Origin of the sequence: Ciceribacter sp. L1K23 (assembly GCF_018122705.1) — a bacterium.
Lineage (GTDB): Bacteria > Pseudomonadota > Alphaproteobacteria > Rhizobiales > Rhizobiaceae > Allorhizobium.
In genome coordinates this window covers 1,280,280-1,294,170 of sequence record NZ_JAGRRC010000001.1, presented here as the reverse complement: position 1 = coordinate 1,294,170, position 13,891 = coordinate 1,280,280, and the positions used below count along the sequence as shown (strand labels likewise).

General features: G+C 63.0%; 15 protein-coding genes. 8 read left to right on the top strand and 7 right to left on the bottom strand.

Features of this window, described 5'->3' with window-relative positions:
- Window positions 1–41 precede the first annotated feature (41 nt).
- Together J5J10_RS05960 and J5J10_RS05955 are read left to right on the top strand one after the other, a co-directional pair.
- A complete protein-coding gene (locus J5J10_RS05960; protein WP_211929205.1) occupies window positions 42–1,577 on the top strand; it encodes a HAMP domain-containing sensor histidine kinase in 1,536 nt (511 codons plus the stop codon).
- A gap of 95 nt (window positions 1,578–1,672) precedes the next feature.
- Window positions 1,673–2,644, top strand: a complete 972-nt coding sequence (locus tag J5J10_RS05955; RefSeq protein ID WP_211929204.1) for an endonuclease/exonuclease/phosphatase family protein — start codon at window positions 1,673–1,675, stop codon at window positions 2,642–2,644.
- Here J5J10_RS05955 and J5J10_RS05950 read toward each other — a convergent pair.
- Together J5J10_RS05950 and cobT are read right to left on the bottom strand one after the other, a co-directional pair.
- On the bottom strand, window positions 2,641–3,054 hold the full coding sequence (locus J5J10_RS05950; protein WP_211929203.1) for a diacylglycerol kinase: 414 nt from the start codon (window positions 3,052–3,054) through the stop codon (window positions 2,641–2,643). The two genes, J5J10_RS05955 and J5J10_RS05950, sit on opposite strands and share 4 nt — an antisense overlap.
- Window positions 3,047–4,069, bottom strand: coding sequence for a nicotinate-nucleotide--dimethylbenzimidazole phosphoribosyltransferase (cobT, locus tag J5J10_RS05945; protein WP_211929202.1), 1,023 nt, complete (start codon window positions 4,067–4,069; stop codon window positions 3,047–3,049). The genes J5J10_RS05950 and cobT overlap by 8 nt, the downstream gene beginning before the upstream one ends.
- A 123-nt stretch (window positions 4,070–4,192) precedes the next feature.
- Here cobT and cobS point away from each other — a divergent pair, with 123 nt between their 5' ends.
- Genes cobS through J5J10_RS05930 form a run of 3 tightly spaced genes read left to right on the top strand, consistent with a single transcriptional unit; the run spans window position 4,193 to window position 5,929 of the window.
- A complete protein-coding gene (gene cobS / locus J5J10_RS05940) occupies window positions 4,193–4,975 on the top strand; it encodes an adenosylcobinamide-GDP ribazoletransferase (protein ID WP_211931152.1) in 783 nt (260 codons plus the stop codon).
- Between the two features lie 35 nt (window positions 4,976–5,010).
- Window positions 5,011–5,235: a DUF1289 domain-containing protein gene (locus J5J10_RS05935; protein ID WP_211929201.1), complete on the top strand. Its 225-nt coding sequence runs from the start codon at window positions 5,011–5,013 to the stop codon at window positions 5,233–5,235.
- 49 nt (window positions 5,236–5,284) lie between these two features.
- The gene (locus J5J10_RS05930) at window positions 5,285–5,929 is read left to right on the top strand and encodes a TIGR02281 family clan AA aspartic protease (protein ID WP_211931151.1); all 645 of its coding nucleotides are present in this window, start codon (window positions 5,285–5,287) and stop codon (window positions 5,927–5,929) included.
- 30 nt (window positions 5,930–5,959) lie between these two features.
- On the opposite strand, the gene J5J10_RS05925 is transcribed toward J5J10_RS05930, so the two are convergent.
- From J5J10_RS05925 to J5J10_RS05905, 5 genes are all read right to left on the bottom strand, one after another.
- Window positions 5,960–6,778 carry a response regulator gene (locus tag J5J10_RS05925; RefSeq protein WP_208551372.1) on the bottom strand — a complete coding sequence of 273 codons (819 nt, stop codon included), beginning with the start codon at window positions 6,776–6,778 and terminating at the stop codon, window positions 5,960–5,962.
- A gap of 165 nt (window positions 6,779–6,943) precedes the next feature.
- Window positions 6,944–7,207, bottom strand: a complete 264-nt coding sequence (locus J5J10_RS05920; protein ID WP_208551373.1) for a hypothetical protein — start codon at window positions 7,205–7,207, stop codon at window positions 6,944–6,946.
- Between the two features lie 103 nt (window positions 7,208–7,310).
- Window positions 7,311–9,791: a mechanosensitive ion channel domain-containing protein gene (locus J5J10_RS05915; RefSeq protein WP_249116682.1), complete on the bottom strand. Its 2,481-nt coding sequence runs from the start codon at window positions 9,789–9,791 to the stop codon at window positions 7,311–7,313.
- A gap of 114 nt (window positions 9,792–9,905) precedes the next feature.
- Window positions 9,906–10,433 (bottom strand): heme utilization cystosolic carrier protein HutX, encoded by a 528-nt coding sequence (gene hutX, locus J5J10_RS05910; RefSeq protein ID WP_211929200.1) that lies wholly within the window; start codon window positions 10,431–10,433, stop codon window positions 9,906–9,908.
- Window positions 10,433–10,774, bottom strand: a complete 342-nt coding sequence (locus tag J5J10_RS05905; protein WP_208551375.1) for an antibiotic biosynthesis monooxygenase — start codon at window positions 10,772–10,774, stop codon at window positions 10,433–10,435. The genes hutX and J5J10_RS05905 overlap by 1 nt, the downstream gene beginning before the upstream one ends.
- A gap of 203 nt (window positions 10,775–10,977) precedes the next feature.
- Between J5J10_RS05905 and J5J10_RS05900 the strand changes: the two genes are divergently transcribed.
- From J5J10_RS05900 to J5J10_RS05890, 3 genes are read left to right on the top strand one after another with little or no spacing between them, the layout of a single operon-like run.
- Window positions 10,978–11,853, top strand: a complete 876-nt coding sequence (locus J5J10_RS05900; protein ID WP_211929199.1) for an ABC transporter substrate-binding protein — start codon at window positions 10,978–10,980, stop codon at window positions 11,851–11,853.
- The gene (locus J5J10_RS05895; protein ID WP_211929198.1) at window positions 11,850–12,938 is read left to right on the top strand and encodes an iron ABC transporter permease; all 1,089 of its coding nucleotides are present in this window, start codon (window positions 11,850–11,852) and stop codon (window positions 12,936–12,938) included. The genes J5J10_RS05900 and J5J10_RS05895 overlap by 4 nt, the downstream gene beginning before the upstream one ends.
- Window positions 12,935–13,711 (top strand): heme ABC transporter ATP-binding protein, encoded by a 777-nt coding sequence (locus J5J10_RS05890; RefSeq protein WP_211929197.1) that lies wholly within the window; start codon window positions 12,935–12,937, stop codon window positions 13,709–13,711. The genes J5J10_RS05895 and J5J10_RS05890 overlap by 4 nt, the downstream gene beginning before the upstream one ends.
- Window positions 13,712–13,891 lie beyond the last annotated feature (180 nt).

Here is a 13,891-nt window from a genome sequence, read left to right as displayed (position 1 = left end):
CCTCTAGTCTGTCGTGAGTTTGGTGAAATCGTCAGATCGTCATGAGTACAGACGCAAGTTCCTCGACCGACAAGAACATCGTCGACCTGACGCGCAAGCACCGCGACAAGGCGGCGGCGAAAGCCGTCCGCACTACGCGCGAGCGGCTGCAGTCCGGCAACAATGCCACCGGCGCCTTTGCTCCCGAAATGCTCAGGATGTATCTCTCGTCGAGCCTTCAGGGTGCCGCGATCATGCCGGTTCTGGTGATGCTGGTCGGCGGTGTTGGCGCCTATCTCGACCTCCGGCCGGAACTCTATCTCTGGGCACTTCTGACGCTCTCTGTCCACGCCCTCAATATCGTGCTGGCCCGGAAGGCGATCAAGAGCGAGATCACCCAGACCACCGTCGGCAAATGGCGTACCGCCTTGCTCGTCGGCCAGGTCGCGATGGGATCGTGCTGGGCTGTGTTCGCCTGGCAGGATTGTTCAGCCTGCGACGGCAATACATACATCCTCTACAAGGGCGCGGTCCTTCTCATCGTCCTGTCGATCACGGCCATGGCCAACATGCTGTTGCGACAGGCGGTACTCGTCGGCTTCTTGCCGACTGTCCTTGTCCTCAGCCTCATCGCCGGCACCACCCGCCAGCCACTCGATATCGGCCTTACCGCGATGTTCACCACGGCTATGGTGTTCTTCGTCTACGTGACCGACCGGCTCTACCAGAACAGCCTCAGGCTCATGTCCTTCCAGACCGAAAAGGATGACCTGATCGCGGAGCTGGAGGTCGCGAATTCCATGTCGGACGAGGCACGTCGCCGGGCCGAGGAGGCCAACCTCGCCAAGTCGCGCTTCCTCGCCTCGATGTCGCACGAGCTTCGCACCCCGCTCAACGCGATCCTGGGCTTTTCCGAGGTGATGGCGACCGAAGTCCTCGGCCCCCTCAACAATCCGCTCTACAAGGAATATGCTGGCGACATCCATCGCTCCGGCCAGCACCTTCTGAACCTCATCAACGAAATCCTCGACCTCTCCCGCATCGAGGCGGGCAAATACGAACTGAATGAGGAAGCGATCTCGCTGCTCGAGCTCGCCGACGACTGCATCGGCATGGTGCAACTGCGCGCGCGGGCAAAGAACATCTCCATCACGCCGCACCTCGAACAGCAGCTGCCGCAGGTCTGGGCCGACGAAAAGGGCATGCGGCAGGTGATCCTCAACCTGCTTTCCAATGCCGTGAAATTCACACCGCAGGGCGGCGAGATTTCCGTGAAGGTCGGCTGGACGGCCGGCGGCGGGCAGTATGTCTCCATCCGCGACAACGGTCCGGGCATTCCAGAAAAGGAAATCCCGGTGGTGCTTTCGGCTTTCGGCCAGGGGTCTATTGCCATCAAGAGCGCCGAACAGGGTACGGGCCTCGGCCTGCCGATCGTCCAGGCCATCCTCGCCAAGCATGGCGGCGACTTCAAGCTGAAATCCAAGCTGCGCGAAGGTACCGAGGTCATCGCCATAATGCCCGCGAGCCGCGTTCTTCAGAGCCTGCCGGCCGTTGCCGAAACCCAGGCGATCGAGCCCCGCAAGCGCCAGTTCGCCTAACGTCGAGCCTGTTGCTTCAAGGCTTTCTGCCTTCTTCCAGCCGTCACGATTCCGCGATAACGTCGGGCCGATCAACCGCCGTTCCGGAGCAAATGATGTTCAGCGCCCGCGCAACCCTTCTTGCCGCCTTCGTCTCCTCGATCCTCTGCTTCAGTGCGCAGGCGCAGCAGCCGACAACCGAATTGACGGTGATGTCCTTCAATATCTGGGGCGGCGGCGCCAATGAAAGCAAGGGCGTCGAGGAAACGGTCGCCGCCATCCGTGCGGCCGGTGCCGATATCATCGGCATTCAGGAGACAAAACCGGAACCGGAGGTCTGCGAGGCGGACGATTGCGCCGCCACCGGCGAGAGTGCGGCTGCGCGCATCGCCGAAGCGCTTGGCTTCCACCACTTCGATCAAAGCAAGGAAAACCCCGCGCTTTGGGCAAACGCGATCATCAGCCGCTATCCGATCGGCAAGCCAACCGCAAACGAACTCGGCGTCGAGATCGCGGTCGGCGACCGCAAGGTCTACGCCTTCAACATCCACCTGACGGACTTTCCCTACCAACCCTACCAGCTTCTGAACATCGAATACGGGCCGGCGCCGTTCCTGAAGACCGGTGAGGAAGCGGCAGCCGCGGCGAAAGCCGCTCGCGGCCCGGCACTCGATCTGTTGATGAGCGACCTGAAAGAGGCAGACGGCGCCGATGCGGTCTTCCTCTTCGGCGATTTCAACGAGCCCTCGCACCGGGACTGGACCGAGGCCGCGGTCAAGGCCGGCCATCAACCGACCGTCGTTGAATACCCGACCACACTCAGGATCGAGAAGGAAGGCGGCTTCACCGATCTCTTCCGTGCGGCATTTCCCGATGAAGTCGCCAAGACCGCCTTCACCTGGACGCCGACGAGTGAGCCGACGGACCCCGAGGATCACCACGACCGCATCGACTTCACCTTTGGTAAGGCGGATAACCTAACAGTCGTTAAGGCCGGCATCGTTGGCGAGAAGGCGCCGGAGGCCGATATCGTCGTGACGCCGTGGCCGTCGGATCATCGCGCCAGCATGGCGACCGTCAGGTTCTAGGCGAGAGCGGTGCGGATAACGACGCTCGCGACGAACACCGCATTGGCCACGAGAAGGCAGAAAACGGCGAAGGAACCCAAATCCTTGGCGTGTTTCGCGACGATCGAAAACTCCGGAGAAATGCGGTCGATGATCTCCTCGATCGCCGTGTTCAGCGCCTCGACAGCGAACAGCACGAAGGCCAGGACGCTGAACAGCAGATAATCGTTGAACGACGCGCCAAGAACGGCGAAGAGAACGATGATACCGGCATAGGCGAGCAGTTCGTGGCGGAACGCCGACTCCTGCGTCAGCCGCTTGAAACCCTGAAACGAATAGCGGGACGCGGCAAAGAAGTGAGCGATCCCCCTCTCCTTGCGGATTCCGGTGTTGCCGATGATGTCGGGCTCGGGTGCCTTGTGTTCATTCATGGGATTTGTTGCTCACGCCTGCGCTTTCGAACGTCGCCATGCCCGAATGGCAGGCCGCAGCGGCCTTCACGATACCGGCCGCGAGTGCCGCGCCTGTCCCTTCGCCAAGCCGCATGCCGAGCGCCAGGAGCGGCGTCTTATCAAGACGGTCAATGGCCTTGATGTGACCGGGCTCGGCCGAGACGTGGCCGATCAGGCAGTGATCGAGCGCCGACGGGTTCATCGCCTTCAGGATCGAGGCCGCCGCCGTCGTCACATAACCGTCGAGCAGCACCGGAACGCGCTCGACGCGGGCGGCCAGGATGGCACCCGCCATGGCCGCGATTTCGCGCCCGCCGAGACGGCGCAGCACTTCGAGCGGATCGCCGAGATGGTCACGGTGGAAATCGACGGCCTTCTCCACCGCCTCGATCTTCCGCTTCAGGACGTCGCCTTCCGAACCGGTGCCGGGTCCGACCCATTCCTCTGCTGTGCCGCCATAAAGCGCGAGGTTGATCGCAGCCGCGATCGTCGTGTTGCCGATGCCCATCTCGCCGACGCAAAGAAGATCGGTGCCGCCGGCAATCGCCTCCATGCCGAAGGCCATGGTCGCCGCGCAATCGCGCTCCGACAAAGCCGGTTCACAGGTGATGTCGCCGGTCGGATAATCGAGCGCCAGATCGAAGATCTTCAGCCCGAGGTCGTTGGCGACGCAGATCTGGTTGATGGCAGCGCCACCCGCGGCGAAGTTCTCGACCATCTGCTGCGTCACCGACGAGGGGAACGGCGTGATACCGTGCTTGGTGACACCGTGATTGCCGGCAAAGATGGCGACCAGTGGGCGATTGACCGCCGGCGGACGACCGGTCCACGCTGCCAGCCACATCGCGATCTCCTCGAGACGACCGAGCGCGCCCGGCGGCTTGGTCAATTGCCGATCGCGGTCGCGCGCGGCAACGAGCGCGGCCGTATCCGGTCCCGGCAGATCCCGCAGGAGGGTGCGAAAGTCGTCGAAAGGCAGTCCGGTGACCGTCATGGAGAAAGCTTTCTTGTCATCTTCGTGTAAATCAGGCTTTGTGCGCTTGTCATAATGAGGCTGCGTCACGGCCACAACATGAAAAAGCGACATTTGTCGCGTCCGATGGAGCAGTCGATCGCCATGCAATTGCGTGGATTTTTGGGCGATAGCGTAAGAGCGGTCGGCTTTCTCAGCCGCTTTCCCGTCCCTTCACGGTTTTACGAGGGGCATACGGCGCCTATCTCCGCCATGGCGGGCGCCTTTCCCTTGGCCGGTGCGATCGTGGCCCTGCCTGCCGCCATGCTGCTCCTCGTTCTCGACGCGACGGGCGCGCCCGGCCTGCTCGTCGGCTTTCTGGTCGTCGCCACGCAGATCGTATCGTCAGGCGCACTGCACGAGGACGGTCTCGCGGACTGCGCCGACGGTCTCTTCGGGGGCCGCGACCGGGACAGGATGCTGGCCATCATGAAGGACAGCCGCGTCGGCAGCTACGGCGTGTTGGCCCTCGTTCTGGCCGTTGGCATACGCGCATCGGCCATCGCGGCCGTTGCCGACGCACAGTCGCCGCTTGTCGGCGCCGTCGCCTTGCTGATCGCAGCGATCCTCAGCCGCAGCGCCATGGTGTGGCACTGGTCATCGCTCCCGCAGGCCCGGCCCGACGGCGTGGCGGCCGCGGCTGGCGCACCGGATCGGTCCGCAAGGAGGATCGCCGTGATCAGCGGTGTCGCGCTTTGCCTTGTTCTCGGCACGGTGGAGTTCATCGTTCCTGCCGTCCTGCTGGCCATCACAGCCTCGGCGGTGACGGGCCAGGTCTTCGCCAGCTTCGTGACCCGCAAGATCGGCGGCCACACCGGCGACACCATTGGTGCCAGCCAGCAAATTGCCGAGATCGTGACACTGCTCTGCCTTGCCCTGGTGCTCTGACATACCAATATTAGGCCGCGAACACGGAACATCTCATGGAATCGCCCTGCATTCTCGTCTGCTCCATCGACGACAAGACCGGATACTGTTTCGGCTGCGGCCGCACGCGCGACGAGATCGCCGGCTGGATCGGTTATTCCAGCGCCGAACGTCGATCGATCATGGAGGAGCTTCCGGCGCGGCTGGAAACGGTCGAACGTAAACCCCGCCGGGAAACGCGTCGCACCCGCATGGCCAGGGAGCGCCAGGACGGTGTTTAGGCTCGGTTTCGCGCTCGCCGTTCTCGGATTCGGCCTCGTCGTGCTCATCATGAACAATGACAGCGGCCGGAGCTTCGGCATGGACAACGACCGGTTCGGCGAGATGATCACGCTGCTGCCCTTTGCCGCTCTCATCGGCGCCGGAATCCTGGCGAGCCGCAGGTCGCTCGGCGAAAGCGCGCGCCAGTTGTTGATCTGGGTGGTGATCGTGCTGGCGCTCGTCACGGGATACGTCTATCGCGGCGACCTGATGGCAGTAGGCGATCGGGTGCTCGCAAGCCTGGTCCCGGGCCGCGCCGTGGTGGTCGAGGAAGCGGAGGGTGTGCAGTCGGTGATTTTGCACAAGTCGATGGGTGGCCACTTCGAGGCGACGGTCGATGTCAATGGCACGGGACTGCCGATGCTGGTCGACACCGGAGCATCATCGGTGGCGCTGAGCTGGGACGACGCCATCAGGGCGGGCATCGATCCCCAATCGCTCACCTTCTCCCGCACCATCCTGACAGCCAACGGAACGGCGCAGGCGGCACCGGTCAGGCTGCGCAGCGTATCCATCGGCCCGATCTGGCGTGAAAATGTCGAGGCTCTGGTGACCGAACAGGGAAAACTCAGCCAGAGCCTGCTCGGCATGAGCTTCATCGGCACGCTCGGCGCGCTGGAAATGCGCGCCGACGAGCTACGGCTCAGAAACTAGCAGTATCGCTGCCAGAGAAGCGAGAGACGCCTAGCGCTTCTGCGCGCTCCTGATCTGCGTCAGGGTGTCGAGGTTCTGGTTGACGCGGCAGTAGAATTCCTCGTCGATGAACGGTCGCAGCATGAAGTCGTTGCCGCCGACCTTCAGGAACCGCGCCGACAGGAGGCGGTTCGTCGAGGACGAGACGCCGATGATGCGCAATTCGTGCGAGCCGCGCACGCCGCGGATACGGCGGGTCAGTTCGAAGCCGTCGATGTCGGGCATGTTGTAGTCGGTGACCACCAGGCCGATATCCGGATTGGCCTTGAGAATCTCGAGCGCCTTGGCGCCGCTCTCTGCCGTGCTGACCTTGAAATTGTAGCGCTTCAGACGGCTCGACAGCAGCGTTCTGGCGGTCGGGCTGTCATCGACGATGAGCACGTGATGGCGATGGTTGGTCAGGAAGCGATAGACCGACTCGATCAGCATTTCGACAGCGAAGATGCTGTCCTTCAGGATATAGTCGACGATGTTCTTCTGCAGCAGCTTCTCGCGGGTCTCGTCGTGAAACGTACCCGTGAAGACGATCGTCGGGATATTGCAGTCGATGAGATATTCCAGAGCCTCGCCGCTTTCGGCGCCAGGCAGGTTGATGTTCGAGATGGCGAGAACCACCGGCTCGGACGACAGCTCGTTCGCCGCCTGTATATCCTCGAACGTCCGGCAGATTTCGCAATCGATGCCGAGAAGTTCCTTCAGCCGCGCCGAGATCATGGAAGTGAAGACATTCGAATCCTCGCCCACGAGGATACGAACATCAGGAAACTGCTCACCGGAATACTGCATTCCGGAAATACCAAGGACTGCCATGCTGCGCCTTTTCTGGGAACGACCGAACTGAATCGGACGCTAGCACGTGTCACTTAGGGAACAGTTAATCGGCAAACGCGAGGAATTGGTAAAGCCTAACGAAGGGTAAATCCCACCAGGCTAGATTTGCCACAGCCACGCCGGTGCGAGAGCAGTCAGCGCTGGTCAACGCACGGTCGCCGAGCCATCCTTCACGTCGACGGTCTCGCCGCCCTCCAGGCCTACGCGGTCGCCGTTCGGCAGCGTCAGGAAACAACCGGCCGGGCAGATGGTTTCCGTCTGGCCGGCGTCGAGCGCCACCTCCATCCGGTTGCCGCCCTCGACAACGACGAGGACAACCGGGGCGGAGCCAGAATTGGTCACCGTCGCGGAGAAAGCCGGCACGGCTGCGGCGGAGATCATCGACATGGCGATCAGAAATCTTTTCATTCTCGTCCAGCGTGCGAGCGCTGCCTCTCAGTAGTCGACCCGGTGTTTCCGAGCCTGCCCCTCTTATTAGTTGAACGAGACTGAACGGACGCTGAACGACCGTTCAGTCTCGCGTGACTGTGTCAGCCTCAGGGCGATCTTGCAATTGCCCGTGGTCGCCATCCGGCAACTTCGCCCCCGTTGCTCGCCCGAGTTCGGTCTGGACGACCTCGCGCACGAAGAGATTGACGTCGTGCTTCTGGTAGGGAATTTCGATGCCTTCCGCCCGGAATTTTTCCAGAATCGAAATGCGGACACCATTCTTCACGGCAAGACTGTCCAGAATATCGGGCACGAACAGACAAACCTGGAAGTCCAGCGACGACGCGCCGAAGCCGAGGAAGATAACGAAAGGCTCAGGCGTCAGCAGCACGCCCTCCTGCTCCAGCGCCGCCTGCTGAAGGAGTTCCATGACCTTTCGCGGATCGCTGTCGTATCCGGCTCCGACGACCACATCGATACGCGCCAGGCGGTTGCGGTGGGTCCAGTTGCCGACAGACGCGTTGATCAGCTCGGAATTCGGGACAATGATAGACTGGCGCTGGAAAGTCTCGATCTCGGTCGCCCGCACCGAAATGCGCCGCACGAAGCCTTCCGTCGTTCCCGTCGCCACCCAGTCGCCCACCTTGAACGGCCGCTCGGCGAGAAGAATGAGACCCGAAACGAAGTTCGAAACGATGTTCTGCAGTCCGAAGCCGATGCCAAGCGACAGGGCGCCTGCTACCAGCGCCAGGCTTGAAAGGTCGATCCCGGCTGCAGAAATGCCGATCAGCCCTGCCAGCGCCGTACCAAGATAGCCGACAGCCGTCCTCACCGAGTTGCGCACGCCGCCATCCACATGCGAGCGCGCCATGACGCTGCCGTCGAGCCATTTCTGGAACCAGCGGGTCGCAAGAAGGCCCAGCACGAACAACAGGATGCCGCCGAAGATCCCGACAAGCGAGATTCGGATGCTTCCGATCGATATCTCGGTGAACGCCTGGTAGGCGAGGAGTTGCAGGTCGCGTGGACTGAACCCCCAGGAAAACAGAATGAGCGGCAGGCCGATTGCGATCGCGAAGGCATAGATGAGTAGACCCGCCGCCAGACCCGTCTGGTCTAGCGCGACCGGCGAAAGGGCGAACCGCTGACCGAGACGCCGGCCGACCAGCGTCTCCCCAAACCGGTTCGGCGCGGAAATCGCTTTGCCAGACAGGATACCGAGATAGACGGTCACAAGAACCGCACCCGTCACCACGATCTGTGTCGCCATGAAGCGCGCGAAGCCGACATAGCCGGTCAGTGCAGCGAGGATGAGACCGAGCCCGACCAGGCGGAAGCTGATGGCAAGCGTCCTCGGCCAGGGGCGTCCGCGCAGTGCCGGGTCACCGCTGGCATCCGTGACAGGACGCAGGAAGGACACGATGAAGATGATGAGACCGACGAGAACCGAAGAGATCAGGCTCTTGACGACCGTCAGGACGATTGGCGAGCTCAAGGCTTCCGTCGCGGAGCCCACCACATAGTCCAGGCCGTTGATGACGGCCATCATCAGCACCGCGAAATTGAGGTCGCGTGCACCCTTGTTCGACAGCCGCACCAGCCGCCAGTCGGGCTCCCTTGGCGCAAGGACGGCTGTCGCCAGCAGCGAGACGAACACCACCAGACCGACGAAACCGAAGAGCGCCTGGACGATCGGCGCGATGTCGGCTCGCAGCACGTTGAAAACATCGAGGAAGAAATAGCTCGAGATCAGGAAGACCCCGAGCGCCAACGTCGGGAGGATCGTCGACCAGAATGCCACCGATAGCCGGCTCATGTAACTCGGATTGTCGCGCGTCCGACTGCGTCGGATCAGGTTTCCGAAGAGGCGGTATTCGGAGAAAGCAAGTGCCAGCGCCAGGACGAGCGACAGTGTCACGGCGGCGCCGAGCGCGGCGCGCTTGAATTTCCACACGAACGAATACCAGCTCGACACGACCCGACCGAACCGGTCAGCTTCCTGCACGAAGGTTCCGGATGCTTCCGCGAACACGTCGGCGGAGATATCCGTGTGCTTGAACAACTCGGCGGCAAAAAGCTGCCGACGGATCTCCGTCACGGAATTGGAGAGCGTCGTCCCGCGGATCGACAGGTCTTCGGCCTGTCCCGTCAGCGCATTGATCTGCAACCGTTCGGCGTTCAGCCGATTGCGCTCGTCGGTAATCTCGGGAGCCTCCGCCGGCTCTCCTTCGGCCGGCGGCTCTCCCAGTTCCGTGAGGCGCGACTTCACCTCGTTGAAACGCGGCCGCAAGTCGACGGAGATTTTCAGAAGGTCCCGCACGATCGAATCGATCTGCGCCTTGATCTCCGTCAGGGCAGCGTCGTTGTTGCTTCGGCCCTCGATCTGGCCTTCAAGACTGTTAAGCCTCTGGCTGGCCGTTTCGATCGATTTGCCTGCCTGCTCTAGCTGCGCGGGCGCTGCCGGCGCCTGGGCAAGGACCGGCGTCACGGTGAAGCTGCCGCAGACGAGACATGCAGCCAGGATCACTCGAAGCAAAAGCAGGCGTTGAAAAATAAGAATCAAAATCGGTCCCTGTCGGTGTTCGCGGCACGAGCGCGGAAAATAGGGACAGTTCGGGACAAAAGAAAGGAGGCGTTGATCCTCGCCTCCTCCGGTCTTGCAGCGAATGGTCGCGTGTCAGGCGGACGCCATGTCGCTGCGCAGGCTTTCGAACTGCTCGAGTTGCCCGGCGATCAGGTTCCGTTCGGCATCGCGCCGCACGAAGACCTTGAACATCGCCTTGCCCTCGCTGTTCATGAACCATACCGAGCACGACCGCCGGCCGTGGAAACCACGGTCGACAAACACGATCGAAACGCAACGATCCTTGCGGATGTGACCGCCGATCGGGCTGTCGCCGTGAATGTTGAACCATCCGTGGCCTTCGCTGCCGGCAGGCAGCGCGCCTTCGACTTCAAGCACGATATCCTCGGTATGCACGATCATCAGGACGTCTCCCCAGGCGCCGAGACGCGCCCAGATGTCCTCGAACCGACTGGCGGGAACGATCACCGCGGCGCCCTCGGGCAGCACGGCAAGCACGTCGAGCGGCGTGACGCCGCCATTGGCGGCAATCGCCTCGACAACCCCGTCCGGCTTCTCGGCCAGTGCCGCCCGCGCCTTTTCGGCCGTCTCGGGCGCGATTTCGATGCTCAAGGCGCTCATCACGCGGCCTCGGTCAGGCGCTGGCCCTTGCTGTCTTCGTGGATGATCACCTGGAAGCCCTCGAAATGCGGTCCGGCCAGATACTGCACCTTGCTCTCACCGGTGCGGGAATGGGCAGCGCGGAACTGCTCGGACTTGGTCCAGTCCTTGAAGTGCTCCTCGGTTTCCCAGACCGTATGCGATGCATAAAGCGTGTGATCGTCGCTCTTGGGGCCTTTCAGCATGTGGAACTCGAGATAGCCCGGCATTTCCGCAAGCCTGCCCTGGCGACTGCGCCACATGCTCTCGAAAGCTTCTTCGTAACCGGGAACGACCCGGAAGCGGTTCATTGCGATGTACATCGACCTCAATCCCTTGCTTTGCCACGGTATTCGCCGCGACGGCGATTATCGCCCGCCGCGATCCTGTTGCCTTCTTATTTAAACATGCGTATTAGAGTCAAGTTATAACGCCCTCGGCAAACCGACGACGCGAGCTCCGCACGCGCGCCGGAAATTCGTGCCCGGCGACCAAAGAAACCTCGTGTTTTCAAAGGCCTGATAATATGAACGCTTTCATCTCCCGACTGTTCGGCTTTGCCCTCGGGGTCGCCTCCGTGGCCACGCCCGCGCTTGCCGATGACACCTATCCAGACGCCCGGCGGATCGTCTCGGTCGGCGGAACGGTGACCGAAATCCTCTATGCCCTCGGCGTGCAGGATCGCATTGTTGCGCGGGACTCGACAAGTCTTTATCCGGCTGACGCCGCCACGAAGCCGGATGTCGGATACATGCGACAGCTGTCTGCCGAAGGCATCATATCCCAGAACCCCGACCTGATCCTCGCCGAAAGCGGGGCCGGACCGGCAGACACGATCGCCATACTTCAGGCGGGCAGTGTTCCGCTGGTCTCGATCCCGACTCCGCCCACGGCGGAATCGGTCGGGCCCCGGATTCGCGCCGTCGGCGCAGCGGTCGGCAAGCCAAAAGAAGCGGAGGCGCTGGCTACCGATGTCGAGGCGCGCCTTGCCACATTGACCGACGAAATCGGCAAGCTCACGGGCGCCAAGAAGCGCGTGCTCTTTGCTCTGTCTCTGGCAAACGGCCGCGTGATGGCCGCCGGCCGCAACACCGCCGCCGATGCCATGATAAAGCTTGCAGGCGCCGTGAACGCGGTGGAATCCGTCGAAGGCTACAAGCCGCTGACAGACGAAGCGGTGATCGAGGCGGCGCCGGACGCGATCCTGATCATGAACAATCCGGGCCGCCACATGACAGCGGATGAGGCCTTCGCCATCCCGGCCCTTAAGGCCTCGCCGGCGGGACAATCCGGCACGCTGATCGCGATGGACGGTCTCTACCTTCTGGGCCTCGGCCCGCGCGCCCCGCAAGCGGCCCGCGAACTTGCCTCGAAGCTCTATCCCGACCATTTGACGCCATGAACGCGATCGCCCTGATGCTCCGCCGCAATGACGACGGCGATCGGACCGGCAAGGGGATCATGACCCTTGCCGCCCTGGTGTTTCTGCTCGCCATCGCCGCTCTGGTATCGCTCCACAGCGGCGCCACCGAGGTCGGTCTTGCCGACCTTCTGCGCTATTTGTTCGGCGACGCATCGGCGCTTCCCGAGCAGGACCGCATGATCCTCGAATCCGTGCGCCTGCCGCGCACCGCGTTGGGCCTTCTCGTTGGCGCTGGCCTCGGCGTTTCGGGTGCGATGATGCAGGGCCTGTTCCGCAACCCGCTCGCCGATCCGGGCATCGTCGGCGTCACCTCGGGCGCCGCCTTCGCCGCCGTCACCGCCATCGTGCTTGGTGGGACGGTCCTTGCCCCGTTGCAGGCGCTGCTCAGCCTGCATTTTCTGCCGATCATGGCCTTCCTTGGCGGATTGGCGAATACCCTCGTGCTCTACGCGATCGCCACCCGCAACGGCCAGACATCAACCACCGCCCTGATCCTATCGGGCATCGCGATCGGCGCCATGAGCGCCGCCGCCACCGGACTGCTGATTTTCTTGGCCGACGACAGGCAATTGCGCGACATCACCTTCTGGAGCCTCGGCTCGCTCAGCGGTGCAAGCTACGCCAAGGTCACGGCCACCCTCCCCTTCATCCTTGCCATCCTCGCGGTCACGCCGTTCGTCGCCCGCGGGCTCGATGCGCTGGTGCTTGGCGACGCGGCGGCCTATCACATGGGAATCTCCGTCCAGCGCCTGAAAAAGCTGTCGATCCTGGCGGTCGCCGCCGCCTGTGGCGCCACCGTTGCCGTCGCCGGCTCGATCTCCTTCGTCGGCATCGTCGTCCCGCATCTTCTGAGGCTCGCCATCGGTCCTTCGCACCGCTTCCTGCTGCCGGCATCCGCGCTTGGCGGTGCTGCTCTGCTGCTCTTCGCCGACAGCGTCGCCCGCGTTGTCGTCGCGCCGGCGGAACTGCCGATCGGCATCATCACTGCGATCCTCGGCGCCCCCGTATTCCTGATGCTGCTGCTCGGGAGGACCGGCCGCGCCCAGATGGAGAACCTGCAATGATCAAGGCAAGCGGGGTTTCCGTCATCCGCGCCGGCCGCGCGCTCGTCGACCAGGTGGATCTTGCGCTCTGCGCCGGCCGCTTCACGGTCGTCCTTGGCCCGAACGGCGCCGGCAAGTCGACGCTTCTCAAGGTGATGGCCGGCGAAATCGCGGCCGATGCGGGTCATGTCCTCTACGACGACCGCGACATCAGGGACTGCCGCCCGGTTGATCTCGCACAGCGTCGCGCCGTCCTGCCCCAGTCGATGGCGATCGCCTTTCCGTTCACCGCGCTCGAGGTCGTGCGTATGGGCGCCATCGCCCATGGCAGCCTGACACCGACGGAAGATGCCAGACGGGCGCTTGCCCGCGTCGATCTGAAGGGTTTCGAGGCTCGGTCGTATCAGGCGTTGTCTGGCGGCGAGCAGCAGCGCGTGCAGTTCGCCCGGGTGCTGGCGCAGGTGCCGGAACCGGTCGAGCACGGCCGCCCGAAGGCGCTGTTTCTGGACGAACCGACGGCAAGCCTCGACATCGGTCACCAGATATCGGTGCTGGAAATTGCGAGAGATTTCGTGGCCCGCGGCGGCGCGGCACTGGCCATCCTGCACGACCTCAACCTCGCCTGCGAGTTCGCAGACCGCCTCGTCGTCATGCACCGGGGCCGCGTCGTTGCCGCCGGAACGCCGGCCGAGACCATCACCGAGGAGGTGATCGCGTCGGTGTACGGCATCAGGGGCGCCGTCGGTCGCGTACCCCACGCCATTCCCTACGTGCTGCCGCAGGCACGTATATAGCCGGCTATCGGCCCAATAGTTATCCACAGCTCTCCACAGGAACATTCTGAGGCGCACGCGGCGCGCAGAGAACGAGTCGGGAACATAAGGGGAAACCAGGGACTTTTTCGGTCCATCATGCGCCGCTTTCGATGCCACCCTTCAAGTTCGCATCTCGCCGTGGCGCATCGCCCGCGGCCA

Excerpts from the sequence above, each read along its gene's own strand:
- J5J10_RS05960 (WP_211929205.1), top strand. The coding sequence starts at position 42 with ATGAGTACAGACGCAAGTTCCTCGACCGACAAGAACATCGTCGACCTG.
- J5J10_RS05955 (WP_211929204.1), top strand. The coding sequence starts at position 1,673 with ATGTTCAGCGCCCGCGCAACCCTTCTTGCCGCCTTCGTCTCCTCGATC.
- J5J10_RS05950 (WP_211929203.1), bottom strand. The coding sequence starts at position 3,054 with ATGAATGAACACAAGGCACCCGAGCCCGACATCATCGGCAACACCGGA.
- cobT (WP_211929202.1), bottom strand. The coding sequence starts at position 4,069 with ATGACGGTCACCGGACTGCCTTTCGACGACTTTCGCACCCTCCTGCGG.
- cobS (WP_211931152.1), top strand. The coding sequence starts at position 4,193 with ATGCAATTGCGTGGATTTTTGGGCGATAGCGTAAGAGCGGTCGGCTTT.
- J5J10_RS05935 (WP_211929201.1), top strand. The coding sequence starts at position 5,011 with ATGGAATCGCCCTGCATTCTCGTCTGCTCCATCGACGACAAGACCGGA.
- J5J10_RS05930 (WP_211931151.1), top strand. The coding sequence starts at position 5,285 with ATGAACAATGACAGCGGCCGGAGCTTCGGCATGGACAACGACCGGTTC.
- J5J10_RS05925 (WP_208551372.1), bottom strand. The coding sequence starts at position 6,778 with ATGGCAGTCCTTGGTATTTCCGGAATGCAGTATTCCGGTGAGCAGTTT.
- J5J10_RS05920 (WP_208551373.1), bottom strand. The coding sequence starts at position 7,207 with ATGAAAAGATTTCTGATCGCCATGTCGATGATCTCCGCCGCAGCCGTG.
- hutX (WP_211929200.1), bottom strand. The coding sequence starts at position 10,433 with ATGAGCGCCTTGAGCATCGAAATCGCGCCCGAGACGGCCGAAAAGGCG.
- J5J10_RS05905 (WP_208551375.1), bottom strand. The coding sequence starts at position 10,774 with ATGTACATCGCAATGAACCGCTTCCGGGTCGTTCCCGGTTACGAAGAA.
- J5J10_RS05900 (WP_211929199.1), top strand. The coding sequence starts at position 10,978 with ATGAACGCTTTCATCTCCCGACTGTTCGGCTTTGCCCTCGGGGTCGCC.
- J5J10_RS05895 (WP_211929198.1), top strand. The coding sequence starts at position 11,850 with ATGAACGCGATCGCCCTGATGCTCCGCCGCAATGACGACGGCGATCGG.
- J5J10_RS05890 (WP_211929197.1), top strand. The coding sequence starts at position 12,935 with ATGATCAAGGCAAGCGGGGTTTCCGTCATCCGCGCCGGCCGCGCGCTC.